Annotated in this window: 19 protein-coding genes; 11 read left to right on the top strand and 8 right to left on the bottom strand. The window is 63.7% G+C overall.

Going from position 1 to position 20476, the window contains the following annotated elements:
• Nucleotides 1-4: 4 nt before the first annotated feature.
• Nucleotides 5-1708 (bottom strand): glutamine--tRNA ligase/YqeY domain fusion protein, encoded by a 1704-nt coding sequence (locus ACIPZ5_RS09810; protein WP_400808131.1) that lies wholly within the window; start codon nt 1706-1708, stop codon nt 5-7.
• Nucleotides 1709-1944: 236 nt separating this feature from the next.
• On the opposite strand from ACIPZ5_RS09810, the gene ACIPZ5_RS09805 reads away from it, so the two are divergent.
• Both ACIPZ5_RS09805 and lpxH read left to right on the top strand, forming a co-directional pair.
• A complete protein-coding gene (locus ACIPZ5_RS09805) occupies nt 1945-2445 on the top strand; it encodes a peptidylprolyl isomerase (protein WP_400808128.1) in 501 nt (166 codons plus the stop codon).
• Nucleotides 2442-3164, top strand: coding sequence for a UDP-2,3-diacylglucosamine diphosphatase (gene lpxH, locus ACIPZ5_RS09800; RefSeq protein WP_400808126.1), 723 nt, complete (start codon nt 2442-2444; stop codon nt 3162-3164). The genes ACIPZ5_RS09805 and lpxH overlap by 4 nt, the downstream gene beginning before the upstream one ends.
• A gap of 123 nt (nt 3165-3287) precedes the next feature.
• On the opposite strand, the gene ACIPZ5_RS09795 is transcribed toward lpxH, so the two are convergent.
• Complete coding sequence (locus ACIPZ5_RS09795; protein ID WP_400808123.1) at nt 3288-5600, bottom strand: acylase; 2313 nt, start codon at nt 5598-5600, stop codon at nt 3288-3290.
• A gap of 201 nt (nt 5601-5801) precedes the next feature.
• Between ACIPZ5_RS09795 and ACIPZ5_RS09790 the strand changes: the two genes are divergently transcribed.
• Nucleotides 5802-6176, top strand: a complete 375-nt coding sequence (locus ACIPZ5_RS09790) for a fe2+ zn2+ uptake regulation protein (RefSeq protein ID WP_343596857.1) — start codon at nt 5802-5804, stop codon at nt 6174-6176.
• A gap of 39 nt (nt 6177-6215) precedes the next feature.
• Here ACIPZ5_RS09790 and ACIPZ5_RS09785 read toward each other — a convergent pair whose 3' ends face one another.
• Nucleotides 6216-6404 (bottom strand): hypothetical protein, encoded by a 189-nt coding sequence (locus ACIPZ5_RS09785; protein WP_003248064.1) that lies wholly within the window; start codon nt 6402-6404, stop codon nt 6216-6218.
• A 148-nt stretch (nt 6405-6552) separates the two neighbouring features.
• Between ACIPZ5_RS09785 and ACIPZ5_RS09780 the strand changes: the two genes are divergently transcribed.
• From ACIPZ5_RS09780 to ACIPZ5_RS09765, 4 genes are all read left to right on the top strand, one after another.
• Entirely contained in the window at nt 6553-7011 is a 459-nt protein-coding gene (locus tag ACIPZ5_RS09780) for a hypothetical protein (protein WP_343596859.1), read from the top strand.
• Between the two features lie 232 nt (nt 7012-7243).
• Nucleotides 7244-7624, top strand: a complete 381-nt coding sequence (locus ACIPZ5_RS09775) for a Mor transcription activator family protein (protein WP_400808120.1) — start codon at nt 7244-7246, stop codon at nt 7622-7624.
• Nucleotides 7625-7684: 60 nt separating this feature from the next.
• Entirely contained in the window at nt 7685-8353 is a 669-nt protein-coding gene (locus ACIPZ5_RS09770) for a DUF2589 domain-containing protein (RefSeq protein WP_400808118.1), read from the top strand.
• A gap of 60 nt (nt 8354-8413) precedes the next feature.
• Nucleotides 8414-8983 (top strand): DUF2589 domain-containing protein, encoded by a 570-nt coding sequence (locus ACIPZ5_RS09765; RefSeq protein WP_400808115.1) that lies wholly within the window; start codon nt 8414-8416, stop codon nt 8981-8983.
• Nucleotides 8984-8988: 5 nt separating this feature from the next.
• Here ACIPZ5_RS09765 and ACIPZ5_RS09760 read toward each other — a convergent pair whose 3' ends face one another.
• Genes ACIPZ5_RS09760 through ACIPZ5_RS09750 form a run of 3 tightly spaced genes read right to left on the bottom strand, consistent with a single transcriptional unit; the run spans nt 8989 to nt 15106 of the window.
• On the bottom strand, nt 8989-12663 hold the full coding sequence (locus ACIPZ5_RS09760; RefSeq protein ID WP_400808112.1) for a translocation/assembly module TamB domain-containing protein: 3675 nt from the start codon (nt 12661-12663) through the stop codon (nt 8989-8991).
• Entirely contained in the window at nt 12660-14402 is a 1743-nt protein-coding gene (locus ACIPZ5_RS09755) for an autotransporter assembly complex family protein (protein ID WP_261944322.1), read from the bottom strand. Before ACIPZ5_RS09755 ends, ACIPZ5_RS09760 begins: the two co-directional genes overlap by 4 nt.
• A 53-nt stretch (nt 14403-14455) precedes the next feature.
• On the bottom strand, nt 14456-15106 hold the full coding sequence (locus ACIPZ5_RS09750; RefSeq protein ID WP_343596939.1) for a GNAT family N-acetyltransferase: 651 nt from the start codon (nt 15104-15106) through the stop codon (nt 14456-14458).
• A 163-nt stretch (nt 15107-15269) separates the two neighbouring features.
• On the opposite strand from ACIPZ5_RS09750, the gene xthA reads away from it, so the two are divergent.
• Nucleotides 15270-16082, top strand: coding sequence for an exodeoxyribonuclease III (gene xthA, locus ACIPZ5_RS09745; RefSeq protein ID WP_079227856.1), 813 nt, complete (start codon nt 15270-15272; stop codon nt 16080-16082).
• 115 nt (nt 16083-16197) lie between these two features.
• On the opposite strand, the gene ACIPZ5_RS09740 is transcribed toward xthA, so the two are convergent.
• Nucleotides 16198-16950, bottom strand: a complete 753-nt coding sequence (locus ACIPZ5_RS09740; protein WP_400808107.1) for an anti-sigma factor family protein — start codon at nt 16948-16950, stop codon at nt 16198-16200.
• Complete coding sequence (locus tag ACIPZ5_RS09735) at nt 16947-17468, bottom strand: sigma-70 family RNA polymerase sigma factor (RefSeq protein WP_343596945.1); 522 nt, start codon at nt 17466-17468, stop codon at nt 16947-16949. Before ACIPZ5_RS09735 ends, ACIPZ5_RS09740 begins: the two co-directional genes overlap by 4 nt.
• Nucleotides 17469-17598: 130 nt before the next feature.
• Here ACIPZ5_RS09735 and ACIPZ5_RS09730 point away from each other — a divergent pair, with 130 nt between their 5' ends.
• The 3 genes from ACIPZ5_RS09730 to ACIPZ5_RS09720 all read left to right on the top strand — a co-directional run bounded on the left by ACIPZ5_RS09730 (nt 17599) and on the right by ACIPZ5_RS09720 (nt 20468).
• Nucleotides 17599-18645, top strand: a complete 1047-nt coding sequence (locus tag ACIPZ5_RS09730; protein ID WP_400808105.1) for a catalase family peroxidase — start codon at nt 17599-17601, stop codon at nt 18643-18645.
• Nucleotides 18642-19175: a cytochrome b gene (locus ACIPZ5_RS09725; protein ID WP_343596949.1), complete on the top strand. Its 534-nt coding sequence runs from the start codon at nt 18642-18644 to the stop codon at nt 19173-19175. Before ACIPZ5_RS09730 ends, ACIPZ5_RS09725 begins: the two co-directional genes overlap by 4 nt.
• An 87-nt stretch (nt 19176-19262) precedes the next feature.
• Nucleotides 19263-20468 carry an MFS transporter gene (locus ACIPZ5_RS09720; RefSeq protein ID WP_400808102.1) on the top strand — a complete coding sequence of 402 codons (1206 nt, stop codon included), beginning with the start codon at nt 19263-19265 and terminating at the stop codon, nt 20466-20468.
• Nucleotides 20469-20476 lie beyond the last annotated feature (8 nt).

The raw sequence follows: 20476 nt of genomic DNA, 5'->3' as shown, positions 1-20476 counted from the left end.
TTCCTTAGCTGCCCCAGGAGTCACGCAGGGTGACAGTGCGGTTGAACACCGGACGACCCGGCTGGCTGTCCTTCAGGTCGGCGCAGAAGTAACCTTCGCGCTCGAACTGGAAGCGGTCCTCAGGCTGAGCTTGGCCCAGCGATGGCTCGGCTCGGCAGCCCGTCAGCACTTGCAGCGAATCCGGGTTGATGTTGTCGAGGAAGCTGCCGCCATCTTCGGTCTTCTCCGGGTTGGCGGAGCGGAACAGGCGGTCGTACAGGCGTACTTCGCACTCGACGCTGCCTTCGGCCGGTACCCAGTGGATCACACCCTTGACCTTGCGGCCTTCCGGGTTCTTGCCCAGGGTGTCCGGGTCGTAGGAGCAGCGCAGTTCGACGATGTTGCCGTCGGCATCCTTGATCGCCTCGTCGGCGCGGATCACGTAGCTGCCGCGCAGGCGCACTTCGCCGGCTGGCTCCAGGCGCTTGTAGCCCTTCGGCGGCTCTTCCATGTAGTCATCGCGGTCGATGTACAGCTCGCGGGCGAACGGCAGCACGCGCACGCCCATGTCTTCCTTCGGGTGGCGTGGCAGTTCAAGCTGCTCGACCTGGCCTTGCGGATAGTTGGTGATGACCACCTTCAGCGGGCGCAGCACGCACATGGCGCGTGGCGCGGTGCGGTCGAGGTCGTCACGGATGCTGAACTCGAGCATCGACATGTCGACCACGCCGTCGGAACGGTTGGTGCCGATCATATCGCAGAAGTTACGGATCGACGCCGGGGTGTAGCCGCGGCGGCGGAAGCCCGACAGGGTCGACATGCGTGGATCGTCCCAGGCGCTGACGTGCTGTTCGTCGACCAGCTGCTTGAGCTTGCGCTTGGAGGTGATGGTGTAGTTCAGGTTCAGGCGGCTGAACTCGTACTGGCGCGGGTGCGCCGGTACCGGCAGGTTGTCGAGGAACCAGTCGTACAGCGGGCGATGGCCTTCGAACTCGAGGGTGCAGATCGAGTGGGTGATGCCTTCGATGGCGTCCGACTGCCCGTGGGTGAAATCGTAGTTCGGGTAAATGCACCACTTGTCACCGGTCTGGTGGTGGTGGGCATGGCGGATGCGGTACAGGATCGGGTCGCGCAGGTTCATGTTCGGCGAGGCCATGTCGATCTTGGCACGCAGCACGCGCTCGCCGTCCTTGAACTCGCCGGCCTTCATGCGCGCGAACAGGTCGAGGTTTTCCTCGACGCCGCGCTCGCGGAACGGGCTGTTCTTGCCAGGCTCGGTCAGGCTGCCGCGGTATTCCTTGGCCTGATCAGGGGTCAGGTCGCAGACATAGGCCTTGCCACGCTTGATCAGCTCAACGGCCCAGTCGTGCAGCTGGTCGAAGTAGTTGGAGGCATAGCGCACCTCGCCGGCCCACTCGAAGCCCAGCCATTTGACGTCGCTCTGGATGGCGTCGATGTATTCCTGGTCTTCCTTGGCCGGGTTGGTGTCGTCGAAGCGCAGGTGGCAGACGCCGCCGAACTCCTTGGCCAGGCCGAAGTTGACGCAGATCGACTTGGCGTGGCCGATGTGCAGGTAGCCGTTGGGCTCCGGCGGAAAACGGGTGACGATGCTGCTGTGCTTGCCCGAGTCCAGATCGGCCTGGATGATCGGCCGCAGGAAGTTCGCAGGGACAGCGGGGGCGCCTTTGGCAGCGGCGTTGGGCGCGTTGTCGGCAGTGGGCTTGCTCATAGGATCCTTGAATGCACGTGTCCGGCCTGGGTAGGCCGATTGAATCAAAGGGCCTATCATAGCCGAAGCAGTCAAGCTGCTGACAGCCGGGCACCGACAAACTGGCGCGATTTATCGCGAACCGTGCAAAATGGTCGCTGTGCGCCATGTGTCGCGGTTGCCCGATCCTGCGTCAGGTGACTAAACGCGCCCTGCGCAGCCAATTTCCCGTATGCCTTGAAAGAGCGAATTTCAGCATGTCCAAAGTCAAACTGACCACCAACCACGGCGACATCGTTCTGCAACTGAACGCCGAAAAAGCGCCGCTGACCACCGAAAACTTCGTTCAGTACGTCAAGGATGGCCACTACAACGGCACCTTGTTCCACCGTGTGATCAAGGGCTTCATGATCCAGGGCGGCGGCTTTGAGCCTGGCATGAGCCAGAAGAAGACCCGCGCCAGCATCCAGAACGAAGCTGACAACGGCCTGAAGAACACCAAGTACAGCATTGCCATGGCCCGTACCATGGAGCCGCACTCCGCTTCGGCCCAGTTCTTCATCAACGCCTCCGACAACGACTTCCTCAACCACAGCGGCAAGAACGTGCAGGGCTGGGGCTACGCCGTGTTCGGCGAAGTGACCGAAGGCCGTGAGATCGTCGACGCGATCGAGAAAGTCGCCACCGGCTCCAAAGCGGGCCACCAGGACGTACCGAAAGACGACGTGATCATCGAGAAAGCCGAGATCATTGAGTGATCCTGCTGATCTCCGATCTGCATTTGCAAGAAGAACGCCCGGACATTACCCGGGCGTTTCTTGATCTGCTCGACGGCCGCGCCCGTCACGCCAAGGCGTTGTACATCCTCGGTGACTTTTTCGAAGCGTGGATCGGCGACGATGCCATGACCCCGTTCCAGCAGTCGATCTGCCAGGCCCTGCGCCAGCTCAGCGACAGCGGCACGGCGATCTACCTGATGCACGGCAACCGCGACTTCCTGATTGGCCAGGAATTCTGCACGGCTGCCGGCTGCACGCTGCTGGCCGACCCGAGCGTGATCGAACTGGGCGGTGAGCAGGTATTGCTGATGCATGGCGACACCCTGTGCACCCGCGACCTGGCCTACATGAAGATGCGCCGCTATTTGCGCAACCCGGTGAGCCTGTGGATCCTCCGGCATCTGCCGCTGGCCACCCGGCAGAAACTGGCGCGCAAACTGCGCAGTGAAAGCCGTGCGCAGACGCGCATGAAGGCCACCGAGATCGTCGACGTCACGCCGGAGGAAGTACCGAAGGTGATGGCAGCGCACGGTGTGCGCACGCTGGTGCATGGCCATACCCACCGGCCGGCGATTCACAAGCTGGTGGTCGATGGCCAACCGGCACGGCGCATCGTGCTGGGGGATTGGGACCGGCGGGGCTGGACCTTGCAGGTCGATGGACAGGGCTTTGCCCTGGAACCGTTCGAGTTTTCCTGACCGCTCAAGTCGCCCCCTTCGCGGGTCAAGCCCGCCCCCACAGAAATCGCACCGCCTGCAGCCTTGGCGGGGTTGCTGTGGGAGCGGGCTTGCCCCGCGAAGAGGCCGGAACAGGCTAGCGCCTCAAGGCCGGCTAGCCACCGCTCCTTTGTCCCGTTCACTGATTACATACTGCCGATACTCAGGGTCCGCCTTGATCTGTGCCTCGGTGAACGGCATCAGCGCCAGCTGTTTGGCGGCAAACGCCTTGGTCTGGTCACTGAAATGCGCCGAGCCGGCTTCGCTGGACTGCGAGAACGCCAGCAACCCACGCGCCTGTGGCCCCTGCTCCGTAAAGCTCACCAACTGCAGATAGCTGGTACCGCTGACCACCAGGCGCTTGCCCGGCCCGTGCGGCACGCTGAACATTGCGTTGTACACCCCCAACTGCTGCGGCCCACCCGGCACCGGCGTGCCATCGGCAGCCTGCTGGATCTGTCCCCAACGGCTACCCTCCTCCACCCCGGCCTTGGCCACTTGCTGCAACGAGGCCAAGGCCGCTTCGCGCAACAGCTTACGCACTTGCGCCTGCTCGACCGCCAGACCGCGCGGGGTATGCTGTGGGTCTGCGGGGTCGAAGGCCACGCGCCAGCTTTGCGGGTGCTTGGCCATGGCCTCGACCATGTTCTGGAAATGCACCAGGCCGACACCACTGTTCAAATCGGCCTTGCCATTCCAGGCGGCGAAGCTGGCGCACACGGCCTGCAGATCCGCCTCGGCCCCTTTGCACCATTGCAGCAGGTCGGGCAGCACCAGACTGGCCAGGTACACGTCGTCATCCAGCACCATGCGCTGCAAGTCATCGACGCCCAGCTTGGCGTTGCCTTGCAGGCGCTCGAGGGCGAAACGCCCGCGCATGCCCAGCGGCTGGTCGCTGCGGCTGATCAACGGCGAGAACCCGGTCAACGGCTGGGCCGGGTTGGACATCCAGGCCGGGTCGTTGGAATTCTGCACAAAGTCGTTGCGCTCCAGGCTCGGCAGCATCCGCGCCGGGAAGATACCCGGTTGTGCGGCTTGGGCATCGACCTTCCACTGGCAGTTGCTGCGCGACCCATCCAGCACTACGAGAGGGCCTTGAGCCGCCGGGTTGCTGCATTCGCTCAGCAGTTGCTGATCGACATAAGGCACCACGGACTGGTTCAGGTACAGCGCCTTGCCTTCGGCATCGACAGCCAGCGTGTTGACCCAAGGGATACCCTGCAACTGCTCGATAGAGCCTTTCAGGGCATCCAGGCTATCGGCACGGTTGATGCGGTACCACTGCTGCAGCACTCGCGTGTTGTCCAGGTTGGCATCGCGCAGGCTATAGGCGGCCTGAGTGTCCCAGTCCAGTCGACCAGGCCACTGCACCACCGGTCCAAAACTGGAGCTGTAGACCTGGCGCTCGACCTGGCTGAGCGTGCCATCCGCAGCCTTGACCGTGACGCTCAGCGTCTGCTTTGCCATGGGCACGGACTTGCCATCCTGCAGGTAGCGGGTCGGGTCCTTCGGGTCCAACTGCAGGCGGTACAGGGTGAAGTGCTTCGAAGTATCCACCGTGTGGGTCCAGGCCAGGTGGCGGTTGAAACCGATGTTCACCACAGGCAGGCCGGGCAAGGCGGCCCCCATCACGTCCAGCTTGCCTGGGATGGTCAGCTGCATCTGGTAGAAACGCATCCCGCCCATCCACGGAAAGTGCGGGTTGGCCAGCAGCAGGCCACGGCCGTTGGCCGAGCGCTGCGCCCCCACTGCCACCGCGTTGCTGCCACGCTCGGAGGCGAAGCGTTGTTGCTGGGCCAGTGCCACGTCAAAGGCCGGGCTTGCCTGCTGGGCTGCCAGCTTGGGGGGCTGCGCGCCCGCCAGCGCTTCGGCGAACTGGCCGACGCCGCCTTCGGCCAACAGACGGCGGGTCAGTTTGACCAGATCCTGGCTGGTGATCGGGCGCACCCACTGGCCATCGCCACATTCCCCGGGCAGGCCCTGGCTGCGCCGCTCGGCCAAGGCGCGGTTGAAACCGCTGGCATATCCCTCCAGCAATGCACGCACCTGCGCTGGCTGGGCCTGCATGAAGCCACTGACTGCCGTCGGCGTGTTGAGCCAGATGAAGAACAGGTCGCTGGCCAGGTTGCCGCGTTGTTCGAGGGTCACGCCCTGGGCGCCGAAATAGCGCGAGCGCTCACCATTGACCGTCAGCACTTCGTTGGCCAGCAGGCACAGGTTGTCCTGGGCATAGGCATAGCCAATGCCATACCCCAGGCCGCGCTCGTCCTTGGCGAGGATATGCGCCACACCAAAACTGGTACGGCGGATCTGCGCACTGGCGTCAGTGCTGGTTTCCCGCGCCTGCACGGCTACGCTGGAGGCGACCAGGACAGCCGCCAGGCTGGCACAGGTGAAGGGACGCGAAATTGGCAACACGGGCACTCCTCGAATTCAGGGGGTCATTCCCGATCAGACGAATGGCTGGATGAAAATTTTACGCGCACTGGCGCCGCCAACCGTCTTTAGAAAACCGGCAGAAAACTTTTTTCAGGCAGATGCTGCAGATTTTCCGCTCTCATTCGTCCTAATCAGTGAGGCACCCATATTTCGGGACAGTCCACGAAAAGGAGCATTCACATGTACGACCCGCAACCCTCATTGCAGACCGGGCGCGCCCCAGGCAAGACGGCCAACGGAGCGGCCGCCTGCGTGGACGAGCGCACCGGCAACGAGCAGATTCGCGAGCTGCTGCGTAATTACGGCCTGCGTACCAGCCTCATTCGCCTGAAGGTAATCGATGCGCTCTACAGCGCCGACCGCAGCGGGCGCAGCATTGGCGTACGCGGCGTGCATGCGCAGCTGGAACAGCTGGACATACCGTTGTCGTTTCTGAGCGTGCGCGAGGTGCTCAAACGGTTGTGCGCGGAGGGCGTGATCATCCTCGGCAACGACAAGTGCTACAGCCTCAAACCGGAAGCGCGCGCCGTGCTTGAACAGCCCTTGCCGCGCTGACTGAAGGCCGGCCTGGCGTGGCCGGCAGGCAGACAGGCGTCAGGGCTTGACCTTGCGCCGCAGAATCCCGTTGATCACGACTACGACCACGGCAATGGCAATGGCCAGCATCTGGAAGGTCTGTTCACTGATCGTGCCTTGCTTCTGCAGATGCGACAGGCCCAGCATGAGGCCCAGCACCACCAGGATGATCAGAAGCGAGTATTTGAGGCGCTGCACGTGTGTCATCGAAAATTCCTTCAACATCGGGGGTATTTGCTCACAACGAGCGGCGACAATCATACAACGCTGATGCCATGCAGCGCTGTATTTCCTGCTTGGTGTGGCAGGTCGGGCCTGAAAGCATTGGGTTTCCCCAACCCATGCTGGAGGCAACATGCGCAATGTCGCACTGTTCATCATGCTGCTTACCCCTTCACTCGTCACGCATGCCCTGGACACCCGCCAGGCGCCGCCCGAACAACTGCTCAAGCTAGGTAGCCAGCTGGCCGACCATGCAGGCAGCAGCCAATGGCAACAATTGTGGCAAAGAAGCCGCGCTGCCGGGCACCTGCAAGCCACGCCGGGGCAGGCCTACTTCACGATCTCCCACCCGCTACTGCCAGAACTGGCTCGGCAGACGTTGGCGCGAGCGGATAAGGTGGAAGCCGTGAACACCACCCTCGCCCGCTATCGGCGCGCCTTCCCTGGCCGGATCATCGGCATGCTTGATGATCAGCCCTTGAACAGCCTTTGCCTGATCATCGACTGGCGCACCCTGCCGCAGGAGCAGGCGAATGAAGCGCATGCCTACCTCGGCGGTGCAAGCCTGTTGAACAGTTATCCTTGCAAATAAGGGGGGCGGGACCTACCCGCAGTCTGGAAAAACAACCCAACGTGAAACCGGGCCTGCAAGGCAGCGCTGAGGTAACGTCCTACATCGCGCGACATCGTTGCCTGCAAGCCCTGCTCACCAAAACTACAACCGCCAGCCCACTTGGCGCCTAGCGACAGTATTCGACGCTCACCGAGAATTCCTCCATGCCAACGACAGGCATCGCGCCCCACCCACCGCGAGGAAGTCTCATATGGAACTGCCAGATCTCACATCCATCGACATTGGCCAGTTACCGCATTCGTTGCAGGCCCTGATCGAATGCATCGGCCTTGAAAACGCCTACCAGCTGACCAGCGCCTACGGCGGCAGGCCCAAGTACATCCCCAAGCACCGAGAGCGCACCAAGCTCGCCGACGTACTCCCGGCAGACGCACTCGACGCCCTGATCAAGCGCTTTGCCGGCGTGGCGCTGGAAATTCCCAAGGCAGATCATTTCCTGCGGCAATTACGCAACCTGCAAATACAGAAAGAAAGCGCCGAAGGCCTGTCTCGCAGCCTGCTCGCAAACAAGTATGGGCTGAGCCTGCGACAGATTGGCAACATTCGTCGCCAGGAACATGACGCTCACTAGCCGTGTAACGCGTGACAATGACCGTATCGAGAACTTCAAGATCAACGCCAGGAAATAGACATGACAGATAATAGCCTTATCGGCTCCGTCATCAATTCGCTGCCAATGGATAAGATGATTGCAGCCCCTTTGCAGGCCATGATCAAGGCACAGGTAAGTGCAAGTAAATCCTACGCCGATTTCCTGATGCAAGTGTGCATCCAAGAGGGTAAGGCAGTCGCCATTCAGTTCGATTACGACGAAACGCTGGTAAATGAACAAGGCGAATACCAGGGTGTAGTCAGCAAAACCATAAAGGTCCCCCTGCTGGCAGCCATCACTCATCCGAACATCTCGATTATCGAGGGTAATGTAGAGTTCGAGCTGACCATCAACCAGTTTGTCGAAGACACGAGTAACAGCTCAAAGGAAGGCAGCCTGAAAGGGAAAGTAGGTTGGGGACCTTTCAGCGTTAGCGTCAAAGGCAGCATCAGCAATCATTCTGAACAAACACGCAAGACCGACACGACTGCCCGCTATAAATTCAATACCAGAATTGCGCGTCAGGAGCCGCCCGAGGCGTTGTTGAAAGTTATTGATTTCCTGGTAGGCGCAAGTACCAAACCGGTCGTGGTCAAAGGGGACGAAGCACCGCGGAGTCTCGACAAGATATCCGACGCTGACGTTCTAAAAGATCACAATACCACCAACGCAAACAATGCCAACCATGCGAATTCACCAGCACCTTAAGCGCTGCGCCATTCCCCCGTCGCCAGCGGCGGGGGCCCTACAGAAAAGAGGAAACATTGAGTGGACAAATCACCCGCCCCCATGACCTCACTTGACCTGCGCGACATCACTCGCGGCCTGCAAGAAGCTGCGGCAGCCACCAATAGCCTGATCGCGCAACAGTATATAAACCTCTTCGACCAGTTTTTCGATTGCGATGATCAGGCGCTGGGGGCTCCCATGAAGGCAAAGATGGTAGAAGTCGCCATGGACGACGCTCACGTCATGCGAGTCCCCCTCTTTGCGCTGGTTTCCCCCAAGGGGCTGGCACTCGAACGCATGCAAGTCGACTTGTCGGTTCGTGTCAAAGGAACCGATGCGTTGCAAGACCTGAAAACAGAAGCGGAAAAAACCCCTGCTGCGAACTTCAAGGTATGCATTGGCGCGCAAGGGCGTCAAGGTGAAGCGCGCGACCCTGACGAAGTGCAGATCCGCATGCAATTCCAGGCATGCGAACCGCCTGAAGCACTGAACCGACTTATCGAGCAATACACCAACATGATCGTTCCGGTACGCTCGCGTCCCGCTCCCCCACCCACACCTCCCTCCAGCGACAGCAATGAATTCATCGAGGCCGCTCCCGTCTGCTGACAGCCTCAGAAATCACGTTTGTAGAAAATGTCCAAAGAACTTGCCAAGCCGCTGGCGGCCTCCAGATACACCTTCTTGCTCAGCTTGTAACGCAGCGCAATGGTGTTGGCTGGCTCGAACACTCCGACCCCGTATCGCAAGCTGAGCTTCTCGGTGAGGTTGCCACTGGCAACCACGCTGGTGCTGTTACCGGAGCCTTCGGTGTCCAGTTGGAAGTCATCGATCCCCAGGCCCGATGCCAGGCTGCCGGTAATCCCGGCACTGCCCGCAAGGCCCAGGCCCAATGCCGCTTCGGCCAGCATGTTGTTGTCCTCACCGGAAGTCCCCAATGGGCGCCCGAGCACCAGATAGGACAACGCCTGCTCCTGACTCATGGCCGGTTCCGAGAACACGCTGGTGGTCGGCTGCTCGGCACTGCCGCTCAGGCGGATACCGGCAATCACATCGTCTACTTTGCGGATGGCCTCGATATCCAGATAGGGCTGGTCGATCGGACCGGCGAACAATAACCGTGCACGGCGAATGGTCAGACGCTGACCGTAGGCACGGTAGCGGCCATCGGCCAGGCTCAGCTCGCCACGGGTGTCCATGTTGTCACCGATGTGCACATGGCCAAGCAAGTTGGCGGTCAGGCCGAAGCCGCTGAACGACAGCGTGTCCTGCCCCACGACCACGTCGATGTCCATGGCCATCGCCATGGGCGGTTTGCCCTCCTCGGTCTGGTGGCCGACGATGACCGTGTCGTCCGAGACCTTCACGGTAGAGGGTGGCAACTCACGCACGACGATCTTGCCTTTGGGCACCAGCACCTTGCCGGTCACCGCCAGTTTGTCGTCGATCAGGCGCAGGTTAAGGTCTGGCGCGACTTCCAGTGTGGCGTAAGGCTCGACGGTCACGGGCAGCTGCTGGCCCTGCAGACGCAGGTCCATACCCAGAGCCTGGCCCCAGGTCAGGTGACCGTTGAGTTGGCCGCGCCCAGCTTGTCCGCTGCGCCAGCTACCATTGAGCTGCACTTGCTCGCCGGCGATCAAGGCCTGCAGCGACAGGTCCTGCAAGCTGACCGGCAACTCGGCACCACTGACCTCGCCGCCGCTGAGCACCACGTTGCCGTTGACCTGCGGCGCCAGCAAGGTGCCGGTCAAGCGCCCGCTGCCATTCAACTGCCCGGCCAAGCGCTCGACCATCGGCAAGAACGGACGGGCGATCGACAGGTCCAGCCCGGCCAGGCGGAAGTCGCCCGCCAACGGTTTGTTCTTGCCCAGCGGATCGAGGCGCGTGTTCAGGCTCAGTTCGCCCAGGCGTTCGCCGCGAAAATCCAGGCGTGTATCGACCCGGCGTGGCGCCAGGGTGCTGTCCAGGCGCAGGATCTGGTAAGGGAAGTCGATCCAGCGGCCCTTGTCGCGAATGCGCAACGTACCGCCGCTGGCATCTACACGAACGTTGCCTTTCGGGCCACTGGCCGGGATATCCAGGTTCACGTCGGCATTGAGCATGCCCTGCCAGGCGAAGTCCTTCGGCAGCCACTGTGCCAGGCTGTCCAGCGGGAACTGCTTGAGGTGATAGCGCAGACGCGGTTCTGGTGCCAAGCGCTGGTCCTCGCCGCACAGGCTGGCCTGGCCGGAGCGCCAGCAGTGGGCGCCGAAATCCACTTGGCCATTGGCCAGTCGCTGCAGGCGGGCCGGCGCCTGCAGCTGCCAGTCCTGGCCCCCGGCCTGGACCCTGCCGCTGGCCAGGCGGCCACGCCAGTCGCCTTTGTTCAACTGGCCATCGAGCCCAATGTCGAGTTTGAGTTGCGGGCCGTCCAGCGCCAAGTTCAGTGCCTGCTGGCGGATGTCGCCCTTGCCATCGGCCTGCAAGGTCCCCAGTACCGTGTCGCCCAGGCGGATGCCGTTGGCCTTGAGGTCGAGCAGCCCACGCTGGGCGCTGTCCAGGCGAGCCTCCAGATCGAGCCGCTGGATGCGGTTATCCTCCTGTGCCAGTTGCTGCCCCAGCAGGGTCAGGGTGCCCTGCGGCGCATTCAGCGTGCCGCTGACATCCAGGCGCCCTTTGGCCTGCCCTTGCAGCCTCGGCCACAGCTGGCCGAGCCGCGGCAGGTCGAGGTCGATACGCCCGGCCAGGCGCTGCTGCAGGCTGCCGCTGCCGTTGATGCGGTTATCGCCCAGTTGCACGGCCAGTGCACCGAGCGTCCAGTTCTGCCCGGCCCCTTGAGCCTCAACCTTGAGCACTGCCGGCTGCCCGCGCAGGCGCCCCTTGAGGTCGAGCTGGGCATCCAGACTGAGCTGCTCGCCTTTCATTTCACCCTTGCTGCGCAGTGGCCCGGCCAGGGTACCGGGCAGCTCGGCGAGCCAGTACGCTGGGTCCAGGGCCGACAACTGCAGGTCGACGTCCCAGGCCAGGGTATCGGCGAAGCGCAGCGCGACGCTGCCCGCCGCCTTGCCCTGCCCGGCCGTCAGCGCCAGCTGCGGCAAGCGTACCTGGCTCAGGTCACCTTCGAACGGGCTGGCCAGGGTGAACGCACCGGCCGGGCCGTCGAGGTCACCGTTGAAGGTACCTTGGTAAGTGCCGTCGTGATATTGGACCTGGGCATTGAAGCGCTTGAGGGTAACCTGCGGCGGTGTTTCCAGCGGGTACAGGCGCAACCACGGAAAATCCTGCCAGTCCAGTTGGGCGTCGGCCTTCAGCGCCTGCTGCCAGTCAGCACTGGCCTGCAACTTGACGCGCTGGGTGTCGCTGGCCGTCAGGTCCAGGGCATCGAGCTTGGCCCCCTTGGCGCCCACCTTGCCGGCCAGCGCCAGTGCGATCGGTGCCTGCTCGGCCGGCAGGCTGGCACTGCCCGACAGTTGATAGCCGTTGAGCAGATCACCCTGGGCATCCAGCACGAGCTGGTTGAGCTGCAAGGTGTCGGGCAACGAAGCCGTTGGTTTGAAGGCATCGGCCCGGATCTGCAATTTTGCTGGCAAATGCTCGGCAAGGGCCTGTACCTCCCCGTTCAGGCGGGCGTCGAGGTAGCCGCTGCTGGTGGCGTCGAGGATGAGCAACTTCTGCAATTCGCCCTTGGTGTTGAGCGCCAGTTGCCAGGCCTTGCCTTCCACGGCAGGCAACTGCACCTGCCCCTGCAGCTGCAGCGGCCAATCACCTTCCGGCTGCAGGTCACCCTGTACATCCACGCTTAAATCGCCACGCTGCAGCTGCAGGCTGTCGATGCGCAGGCCGCCCGCTGTCCAGTGCGCCGCCAGGTGCAGGTCGCCAAGCAACTCGCTGCCATCCAGGCGCAATTGCCCTACCGTTACCTCACCGACTTCGATCGCCACCGGCAAGTGCAACGCCGGCAGTTGCAACGGGCCGCTTTCGGTCGGCTGCTCGCTCGGCGCAAAGGCCATGTCGACCTGCCGGGCATGCAACTGATCGATGCACAGCGTGGCGCGCAGGAGGCAGGCGGGCGACCAGCTCAGCAAAGGCGCCTCGATCTGCACATGATTGCCACCGTCAACCCAGCTCAATCGACTGGCCTGCCAGGTACCCGCCAGGCGACCCTGGAAATCGTCGATGGTCAGCCCAGGCACCCGGCCAAGAGCCCAGCGGCTGCCGCCTTCGGTACCCAGCAACAGGCCCAGGGCCAGGGCCACCAGCAGCACACTGCCAAGCACCCCCAGCAGAATGAATTTCAACACACGCATCACAGCTCGGGCCCCATGGAGAAGTGCAGGCGAATACCACCGTCGTCATCGAGCGCCTTGGCCAGGTCCAGGCGCAGCGGCCCTACCGGCGACACCCAGCGCACACCAAAACCGACCCCGGTCTTGAGGCTGGGCAGCTCCAGGGTGTTGAACGCGTTGCCCTGATCGATGAAGGTTGCCACCCGCCATTTTTCGGCCAGCGAGTACTGGTACTCGACACTGCCCGCGACCAGGTAGCGGCCACCGATGCGGTCGCCGTCACTGTTCTTCGGCGACAGGGTCTGGTAGTCGTAGCCGCGCACGCTCTGATCGCCACCGGCGAAGAAGCGCAGCGACGGCGGAATGTTGTTCTTGTAGCCGTTGGTGGCGCTGCCGCCGAACTGTACCCGCCCGAGGAAGCGGTGATTGTGGCCGAGGGTGGTCAGGCCCTTGAGCAGGACGTTGCCATGTAACAGGTTGGTGTCGGACACCAGCCCTTCCTTGGCCACCTGGGTGTCGAACTGCAAGCGGTAGCCGTTGTGCGGGTCGATGCGGTTGTCACTGCGCAGGTAGGAAAAACTCACGCCAGGCATCAGCAGGTTGCTCAACCCCGAATCATCCCCCAGGCGATACTCTTCGCGCTGGTACTTGAGCGAGATCACCCGCTGCCAGCCGCTTTGCAGCTTGCTGTGCCACTCCGGGCCGACCGTAAGCAGCTTGCTGAGGGTGTCGGTGCCGGCGATTTCTTCGTTCTGGTAGCCGCCGGCGAAGCGCAGCTTGTCGGTCAAGGGTGGATCAAGGGGCACGTCGTACCACAGGCCGACGTTTTGCCGCGGTGCCGACAGTTCGGTTTCCCAGCCATAACTGTGGCCTTGCGGGTTGACCCAATGCCGTGTCCAGTTGGCCTTGCCACGTGGCCCGACGTCGGTCGAGAAGCCCAGGCCGAGGCCCATGGTGCGTGGTTTGCGGGTATCCAGGCGGACGTCCACCGGGATGTCTTCGCCGACCGCCGCAGTGGGCGCGGCATCGACCCGCACCCCTTCGAAGTAGCCGCTCGATTGCAGGTCGTTGTTGAGCCCGGCGATCAGTTCGGAATCGTATGGCGTGCCAGGCTTGAACGAGACCATGCGTTGCAGCAGGTCTTCGTCCAGCGGCGTGTCACCACTGAATTTGACCGCTCCGAGGCGATAACGCGGGCCGCTCTGGTACACCAGTTCGATATCGGCCACGCCTGCCTGAGGGTCGACGGCCAGGCGCTGGCGCGTGAAGTGGCCGCTGAAGAATCCATAGCGCGAAGCCTGGTTCTGGATCAGCCGCTTGGCGTCCTCGTACAGGCCGTGGTTGAGTGGTTCGCCCGCTCGCAGGGCCCGGCTGTCAGGCACGCGAAAAGCCTTCATCTCGCTGGCAGGGCCTTCGATGCGCACGGTCACATTGCGCAGGCGCACCGGCTCGCCGGGGTCGATCCTGATGATCAGTTGGGGGGATTGATCGGCCTTGGCAGGCGGCTTGACCTCGGTGTCGATCTGCGCCTGATAGTAGCCAAGTGCCTGCGCGGCCTTGCGCGCCTGCTCCTGGGCCCCGCGACTGAAACGCAGCAGCGCTTCTTCATCGCGGTCTCCAAGGTTGCCGATATAGCCTTCGACATTGGCCTTGAGCGCCTTGTTGGCTGGTTTTACCTTCACCAGCAACTCGCTCTGGCCCCATGCTGCGAAACTGGCGACCCAGAAAACCAGGCCCCAGGTTAGTCTTCCTGAGTACGTCATGCGGCGCATGCTACCAGAGCCAGGCGCTCAAGTGAGGCGCCTGGCGGCCCACTTCAGGCAATTGATGACATGGATGACACCGGATTGGGATGAAAAAACACCCTTTCGCGGATTGGCCCTACAGCCACCTCACCAATCTCTTCATAGCCCTGGCGCGCGTAAAAGGCCAGGTAATGCTCGTTGCCAGTGTCCAGTACCACGCCTTGAGTATTGGGGTCTTCCGCGCACCAGTCATGAACAGCTTGTAACAATTGTTCGCCATAGTGACAGCCGCGAAACTGCGGATGTACGCCCAGCAGTGGCAGCATGTGCACCTGCCCGGTCGGCAGGCAGCTGGCCAGCGCCGCCTGGTAATCCATGTAACGCCGGGTGCAGCGCTGGCCGGTGCCCAGCAGCATGCGCAAACGCCAGGCCCAGCTGTCGGCCACACCCAGGCGGCGTTGCGGCGGTACGATCAGGGCCAGGGCGATCAGGCGGTCTTCCAGCAACAGGCCGATGGCCGGCAGTTGCAGATAGAAGTGCTGACGCACCCACTCGCGCACCATCACCCGCAGCCGGCGTTCGTAGCCTGGGCGCTGGGCCTCGAAGATATAGGCAAAGGTCGGTTCGTGGCGGTAGGCGTTGTACAACAGCGAACGTGCCTCACGGCTGTAGCCGTCATCGAGGGTACAGATACGCGCCTGGGCGGCAGTGGCTTCGAGCATGGCGGGGTGTCCTCCTGGAAAGGGCATGTCAGTGCCTTGGAGGTGTTCCACTGCGCATCGTTCACCTCCACCAGCACGTTAGCAGTGCCAGAACGAGGCTGCCATGCTGGTGATGAACGCCGATGTCGGCTAGCATCCGGCCTTTTATCAGGATTGTCTTTCCATGAAGATCGTCTGTTTCAACATCAACGGCCTGCGGGCCCGCCCACACCAGCTGGCGGCGCTGATCGAAAAGCACCAGCCGGACGTGATCGGCCTGCAGGAAACCAAGGTCAGCGACGATCAGTTCCCCCTGGCCGATGTCCAGGCCCTGGGCTACCACGTGCACTACCATGGCCAGAAGGGCCACTACGGCGTCGCCCTGCTCTCGCGCCAGGCGCCGCTGAGCCTGTTCAAAGGGTTTGCCACGGATGAAGAAGATGCCCAGCGCCGCTTCATCTGGGGCACCTTCGCCGATGCCGACGGCAACCCGATCACGGTCATGAACGGCTACTTCCCGCAAGGCGAAAGCCGCGACCACCCCACCAAGTTCCCTGCCAAGCAGCGCTTCTACAGCGACCTGCAAGCGCTGCTCGAAGGGCAGTTCAAGAACGACCAGCCGGTACTGGTGATGGGCGACATGAACATCTCGCCCCAGGACTGCGACATCGGTATCGGCCCTGACAATGCCAAGCGCTGGCTGAAGACCGGCAAGTGCAGTTTCCTGCCGGAAGAACGCGAGTGGATGGAACGCCTGAAAGGTTGGGGCTTGGTAGACAGCTTCCGCCACCTGCACCCGGAGGTGGCCGACCGTTTCAGCTGGTTCGACTATCGCAGCCGCGGCTTCGAGGACGAACCCAAGCGCGGGCTGCGCATCGATCTGATCATGGCCTCCCAGGCCCTGGTGCCGCGGATCAAGGCGGCCGGTGTGGACTATGAGCTGCGCGGGATGGAAAAGCCCTCGGACCATGCCCCGATCTGGCTCGAACTGAGCTGACCTGTTCCGACGCTTTCGCGGGCAAGCCCGCTCCCACAGGTATTTCACTTTTCTCGAGGACAGTGAAATACCTGTGGGAGCGGGCTTGCCCGCGAAGATGCACACACGATCCCCGTTAAAGCCCCAGCCGCAATGCCTCCCCTACCCCTGCCCCGCGCCCATCGTCCGCCGCACTGACCAGGGCAAAGTTGTACGCCCCATGCGACCAGTAGCGCGCCTCGAGCTGCCCATCAACTCGCTGCCCCTGGGGCATGCGCTCATAGCGATCCCCTGGCGAACGCAGGAACAGGCTGATGCGCTGGCCGTTGCGATCCTGGAATACCAGCAACGCCGCCGGCCCCTGCTCGTTGCTGAGCAACCGCGCCCCGACCGGCTGAAAACCATACCCCGCCAGGTCCGGCAACTGCCCCACGCGGTTGAAATGCCGGCCCAGCCAATCGCGCAGCTGCGCCGGGTCACTGGCCTGGATATCCAGCGCTTCGCTGCTGGCGAACAACCGATGAGCCTGCACCGCATCGGCCATCGGCAGCTCATTGCTGGCCAAGGTCACCTGGCGTGCCTGCCAGCCCCCCAGCCCGCCTACGCCCAGCGTCAGCAACAACACCGCAGCCGAAGCCAGGCGCCGCAGCCGGCGCTGACGCAGCCGCTGCTGCACCTGGCGCAAGTCGAGCATAGCGGCACCCGGCTGCTCAGCATGGCCGGCCAGTGCTGCGCGCAGGCGCCTGGCGTCTTTGCGCCAGGCCTCGACCCTCACCGCTTGCTGCGGGTTGGCCGCCAACCAAGCCTGCACTTCGGCGCGCCGCGCTGGCTCCAGGCGGTCGTCGATATACGCGTGCAGCTCGTCTTCACCAGGAATCAGGCGTGTCATTTGAGTCTCCGCAAGGCCGGCGGCTGGGGGTTGCCCTCGGTCAGGTCGCGCAAGGCGGCACGGGCACGCGACAGGCGCGACATCACCGTGCCGATAGGAATCGCCAGGGCCGCTGCCGCTTCCTTGTAACTGAGCCCTTCGATGCTGACCAGCAGCAGCAAGGCCCGCTGCTCGGTCGACAGCTGGGCAAAGGCCTGCAAGTCGGCCTGGGCCAGGACGATGTCCTCGGTATTGTCACCCACCGCTTCGTGCGCCCCGGCGCCACGGCCGAACCACGACAGCCAGCGGGCATGCAAGCGCTCGCGGCGCTTACCGTCGAGAAACAGCCGATAAAGAATGGTGAACAGCCAGGCGCGCAGAGCCTCGGCTTCGCGTTGCTGGCCACGGCGGCTCAAGGCGCGCTCGACCGTGGCCTGGACCAGGTCATCGGCGCTGCCGGGCTCACGGGTCAGCCACAGGGCAAAGCGGCGCAGGCGCTGCAGCAACTCACGCCACTGCTGTTCGTCCAGATCGTGCATGGTCAGGTACCGGGCGCTGGGGTTGTCAGTGTATGGGGCAGACGCCTGGCAATAAAATCTATTCCCGCCGATGGAATAAGTTTTTCCCTGCCCCGTCGTACCGGCACCTTCACTGAACCGGATGACGACCATGAACTCACCCTTGCAAGGCCCCGCCAAGGCGCTGCGCCTGGCCGGCATAGGCGCCGTGATGCTGGCGCTGGGCGCCGGCTTCGCCTATGCCGCTGGCTGGATCGGCGGGCCGCAGCTGACCCCGCAACGCATCATCGACACCTTCGAGGCCCAGGCCGGCCACTATCCGGGCTACCGCAAGAACCACGCCAAGGGCCTGTGCGTCAGTGGCTACTTCCAGCCCAGTGGCCAGGCCGCATCCTTGTCGACTGCACGGGCCTTCAGCCAGGCACAGGTGCCGGTGATCGGCCGCTTCGCCATCGGCGGTGCCAACCCGTTCGCCCCGGACACCGGCGTGCCCGTGCGCAGCCTGGCGATCCAGCTGAGCACCGATGACGGCCAGATCTGGCGCACCGGCATGAACAACCCCCCGGTGCTGGCGGTCAGCACCCCGCAAGGCTTCTTCGATCAAGTACTGGCAGGCGCGCCTGACCCGGCCACCGGCAAACCGGACCCGGCAAAGCTGCAGGCATTCTTCGCCGCACACCCGGAAAGCGCGGCGTTTCGCCAGTGGGCGGCGGGCTACAAGCCCAGCGACAGCTTCGCCAGTACCCAGTATCACAGCATCAACGCCTTCCGCCTGATCGATGCCAGCGGCACGGCGCACCCGGTACGCTGGCAGCTCGAGCCGCAAACGCCATTTACCGCCCTGCCCGGCCAGGTCGACGACAAGCAGTTCCTCCAGCACGACCTGCAACAGCGCATGGCCCAAGGGCCGCTACGCTGGACCCTGCGCCTGGTGCTGGCCGACCAGGGCGATGCGGTGGACGACCCGGCCCGGCCATGGCCGGCCGAGCGGCGCAGCGTCGATGCAGGCACCCTGGTGCTCGAACACGTCGACGCCCCCGAACAAGGCGCCTGCCGTGACCTGAATTTCGACCCGTTGATCCTCCCAAGCGGCATACAACCATCCGCCGACCCGATCCTCGCCGCCCGTTCGGCCGCCTATTCGGAATCCTTCAACCGCCGCAGCCGCGAGTCCCTCGGCGCAGGAGCACAGCGATGAAACCCGAAGTCTTTCACCCCTTGGCACGCCTGGTGCACTGGCTGATGGCAATCCTGATCCTCAGCATGCTGTTCATCGGCGTGAGCATGGTCGGCGACCTTTCACCGCGCCACCCGCTGCTGGTCGAACTGCACAAGGCCACGGGCCTGGCATTGCTGGTACTGGTGATCGTACGCATAGGCCTGCGCCTGACCTTGCCTCACCCGCCATTGCCCGCCGACCTGCCCGCGTTGCAGCGCTTCGCCGCAGGCGCCTCGCATCTGCTGCTCTACGGCCTGATGCTGGCCATGCCGCTGCTGGGCTGGGCGATGCTGTCGGCGGGCGGCTACCCACGCCCCCTGCAACTGCCGGCGATCGCCCCACACGACCTGCAATTGTATGCCGTGCTGCGCCAGGCCCATGGCTGGGCCGGCTACGTGTTGTTCGCCACTGTGCTGGTGCATCTGGGAGCGGCGCTGATGCATGCCATGGTGCGCCGGGACGGCGTGTTGCGTAGCATGTGGCCAGGCCCCGTGCGGCGCAGCGAATGACAGGCTGGTGCTCGGGCGGGCTCGACAAACAACAATTATTCTCACTAAGCTCGACAGCTGTATTGTCGACCCGCCCTGGACTGCCCGATGAACGTCGCAAAGGACCCTGCCCTGCTTACCCCTGCCAACACCCTGGATATGCGCCCGCTGCTGCTGGCCAACATGGCTTGCACCCTGTCGATGATGGCCTTCGTCGCACTGATCGGGCCAATCTCGCGCCTGCTGGGCATGGCCACCTGGCAGGCCGGCGCGGCGGTCACCGTGGCCGGCGTGGTCTGGGTGCTGCTGGCGCGCCCGTGGGGGCGGTTGTCCGACCGCCTGGGGCGACGCCGTGTCCTGCTGCTGGGCAGCGCCGGCTTCACCCTGGCCTACTGGCTGCTGTGCCTGTTCGTTGAGGGTGCGTTGCGCTGGTTGCCGGGCGCGGGCCTGGCATTCGTTGGCCTGATGCTGGCACGTGGTTGCATCGGCGCCTTCTACGCCGCCATCCCGGTGGGCTGCAACGCGCTGATCGCTGACCATGTCGAGCCGCAGCGCCGGGCGCGGGCCATGGCTTCGCTGGGCGCGGCGAATGCCGTGGGCCTGGTGGTAGGGCCGGCGCTGGCGGCAGTGCTGGCGCAATACAGCCTCAGCCTGCCGTTTCACGTCATGTCGCTGCTGCCGGCCAGCGCCTTTCTGGTGCTGCTGTTCAAGCTCAAACCGCAGCCCCTGGCACGCAACCAGGCGCCCAGCCCTGTTCGGCTCAGCGACCCGCGCCTGCGCCGGCCGCTGCTGGTGGCGTTCAGCGCCATGCTCAGCGTCACGGTCTCGCAGATCGTCGTCGGCTTCTTCGCCCTCGACCGCCTGCAGCTGGCACCGACCGAAGCCGCCCAAGCTGCCGGCATCGCCCTGACCACCGTCGGGGTGGCGCTGATCCTGGCGCAGGTGCTGCTGCGCCAGCTGGAGTGGCCGCCGTTGAAGATGATCCGCGTCGGCGCCAGCGTGTCGGCGCTGGGTTTCGCCAGTGGCGCGCTGGCGACCACGGCACCCTGGCTGTGGAGTTGCTACTTTGTCGCCGCAGCCGGCATGGGCTTTGTGTTCCCGGCGTTTTCCGCGCTGGCAGCCAATGCCATGCAGGCCTCGGAACAAGGCGCCACCGCCGGCTCGATTGGCGCGGCCCAGGGCATGGGCGCGGTGATCGGCCCGCTGGCCGGGACGCTGGTCTATGCCTTGGATCCACGCCTGCCGTTCCTGGCAGTGGCACTGCTGTTGCTGCTGGTCGGGCTGTGGCCGCTGCCGCGTGATCAACGCGTCTGAAAGCACAG

Source organism: Pseudomonas sp. NPDC089428 (genome assembly GCF_044749325.1).
Lineage (GTDB): Bacteria > Pseudomonadota > Gammaproteobacteria > Pseudomonadales > Pseudomonadaceae > Aquipseudomonas.
The sequence above is the reverse complement of the archived record's forward strand: the minus strand, read 5'-3'. Positions and strand labels throughout refer to the sequence as shown.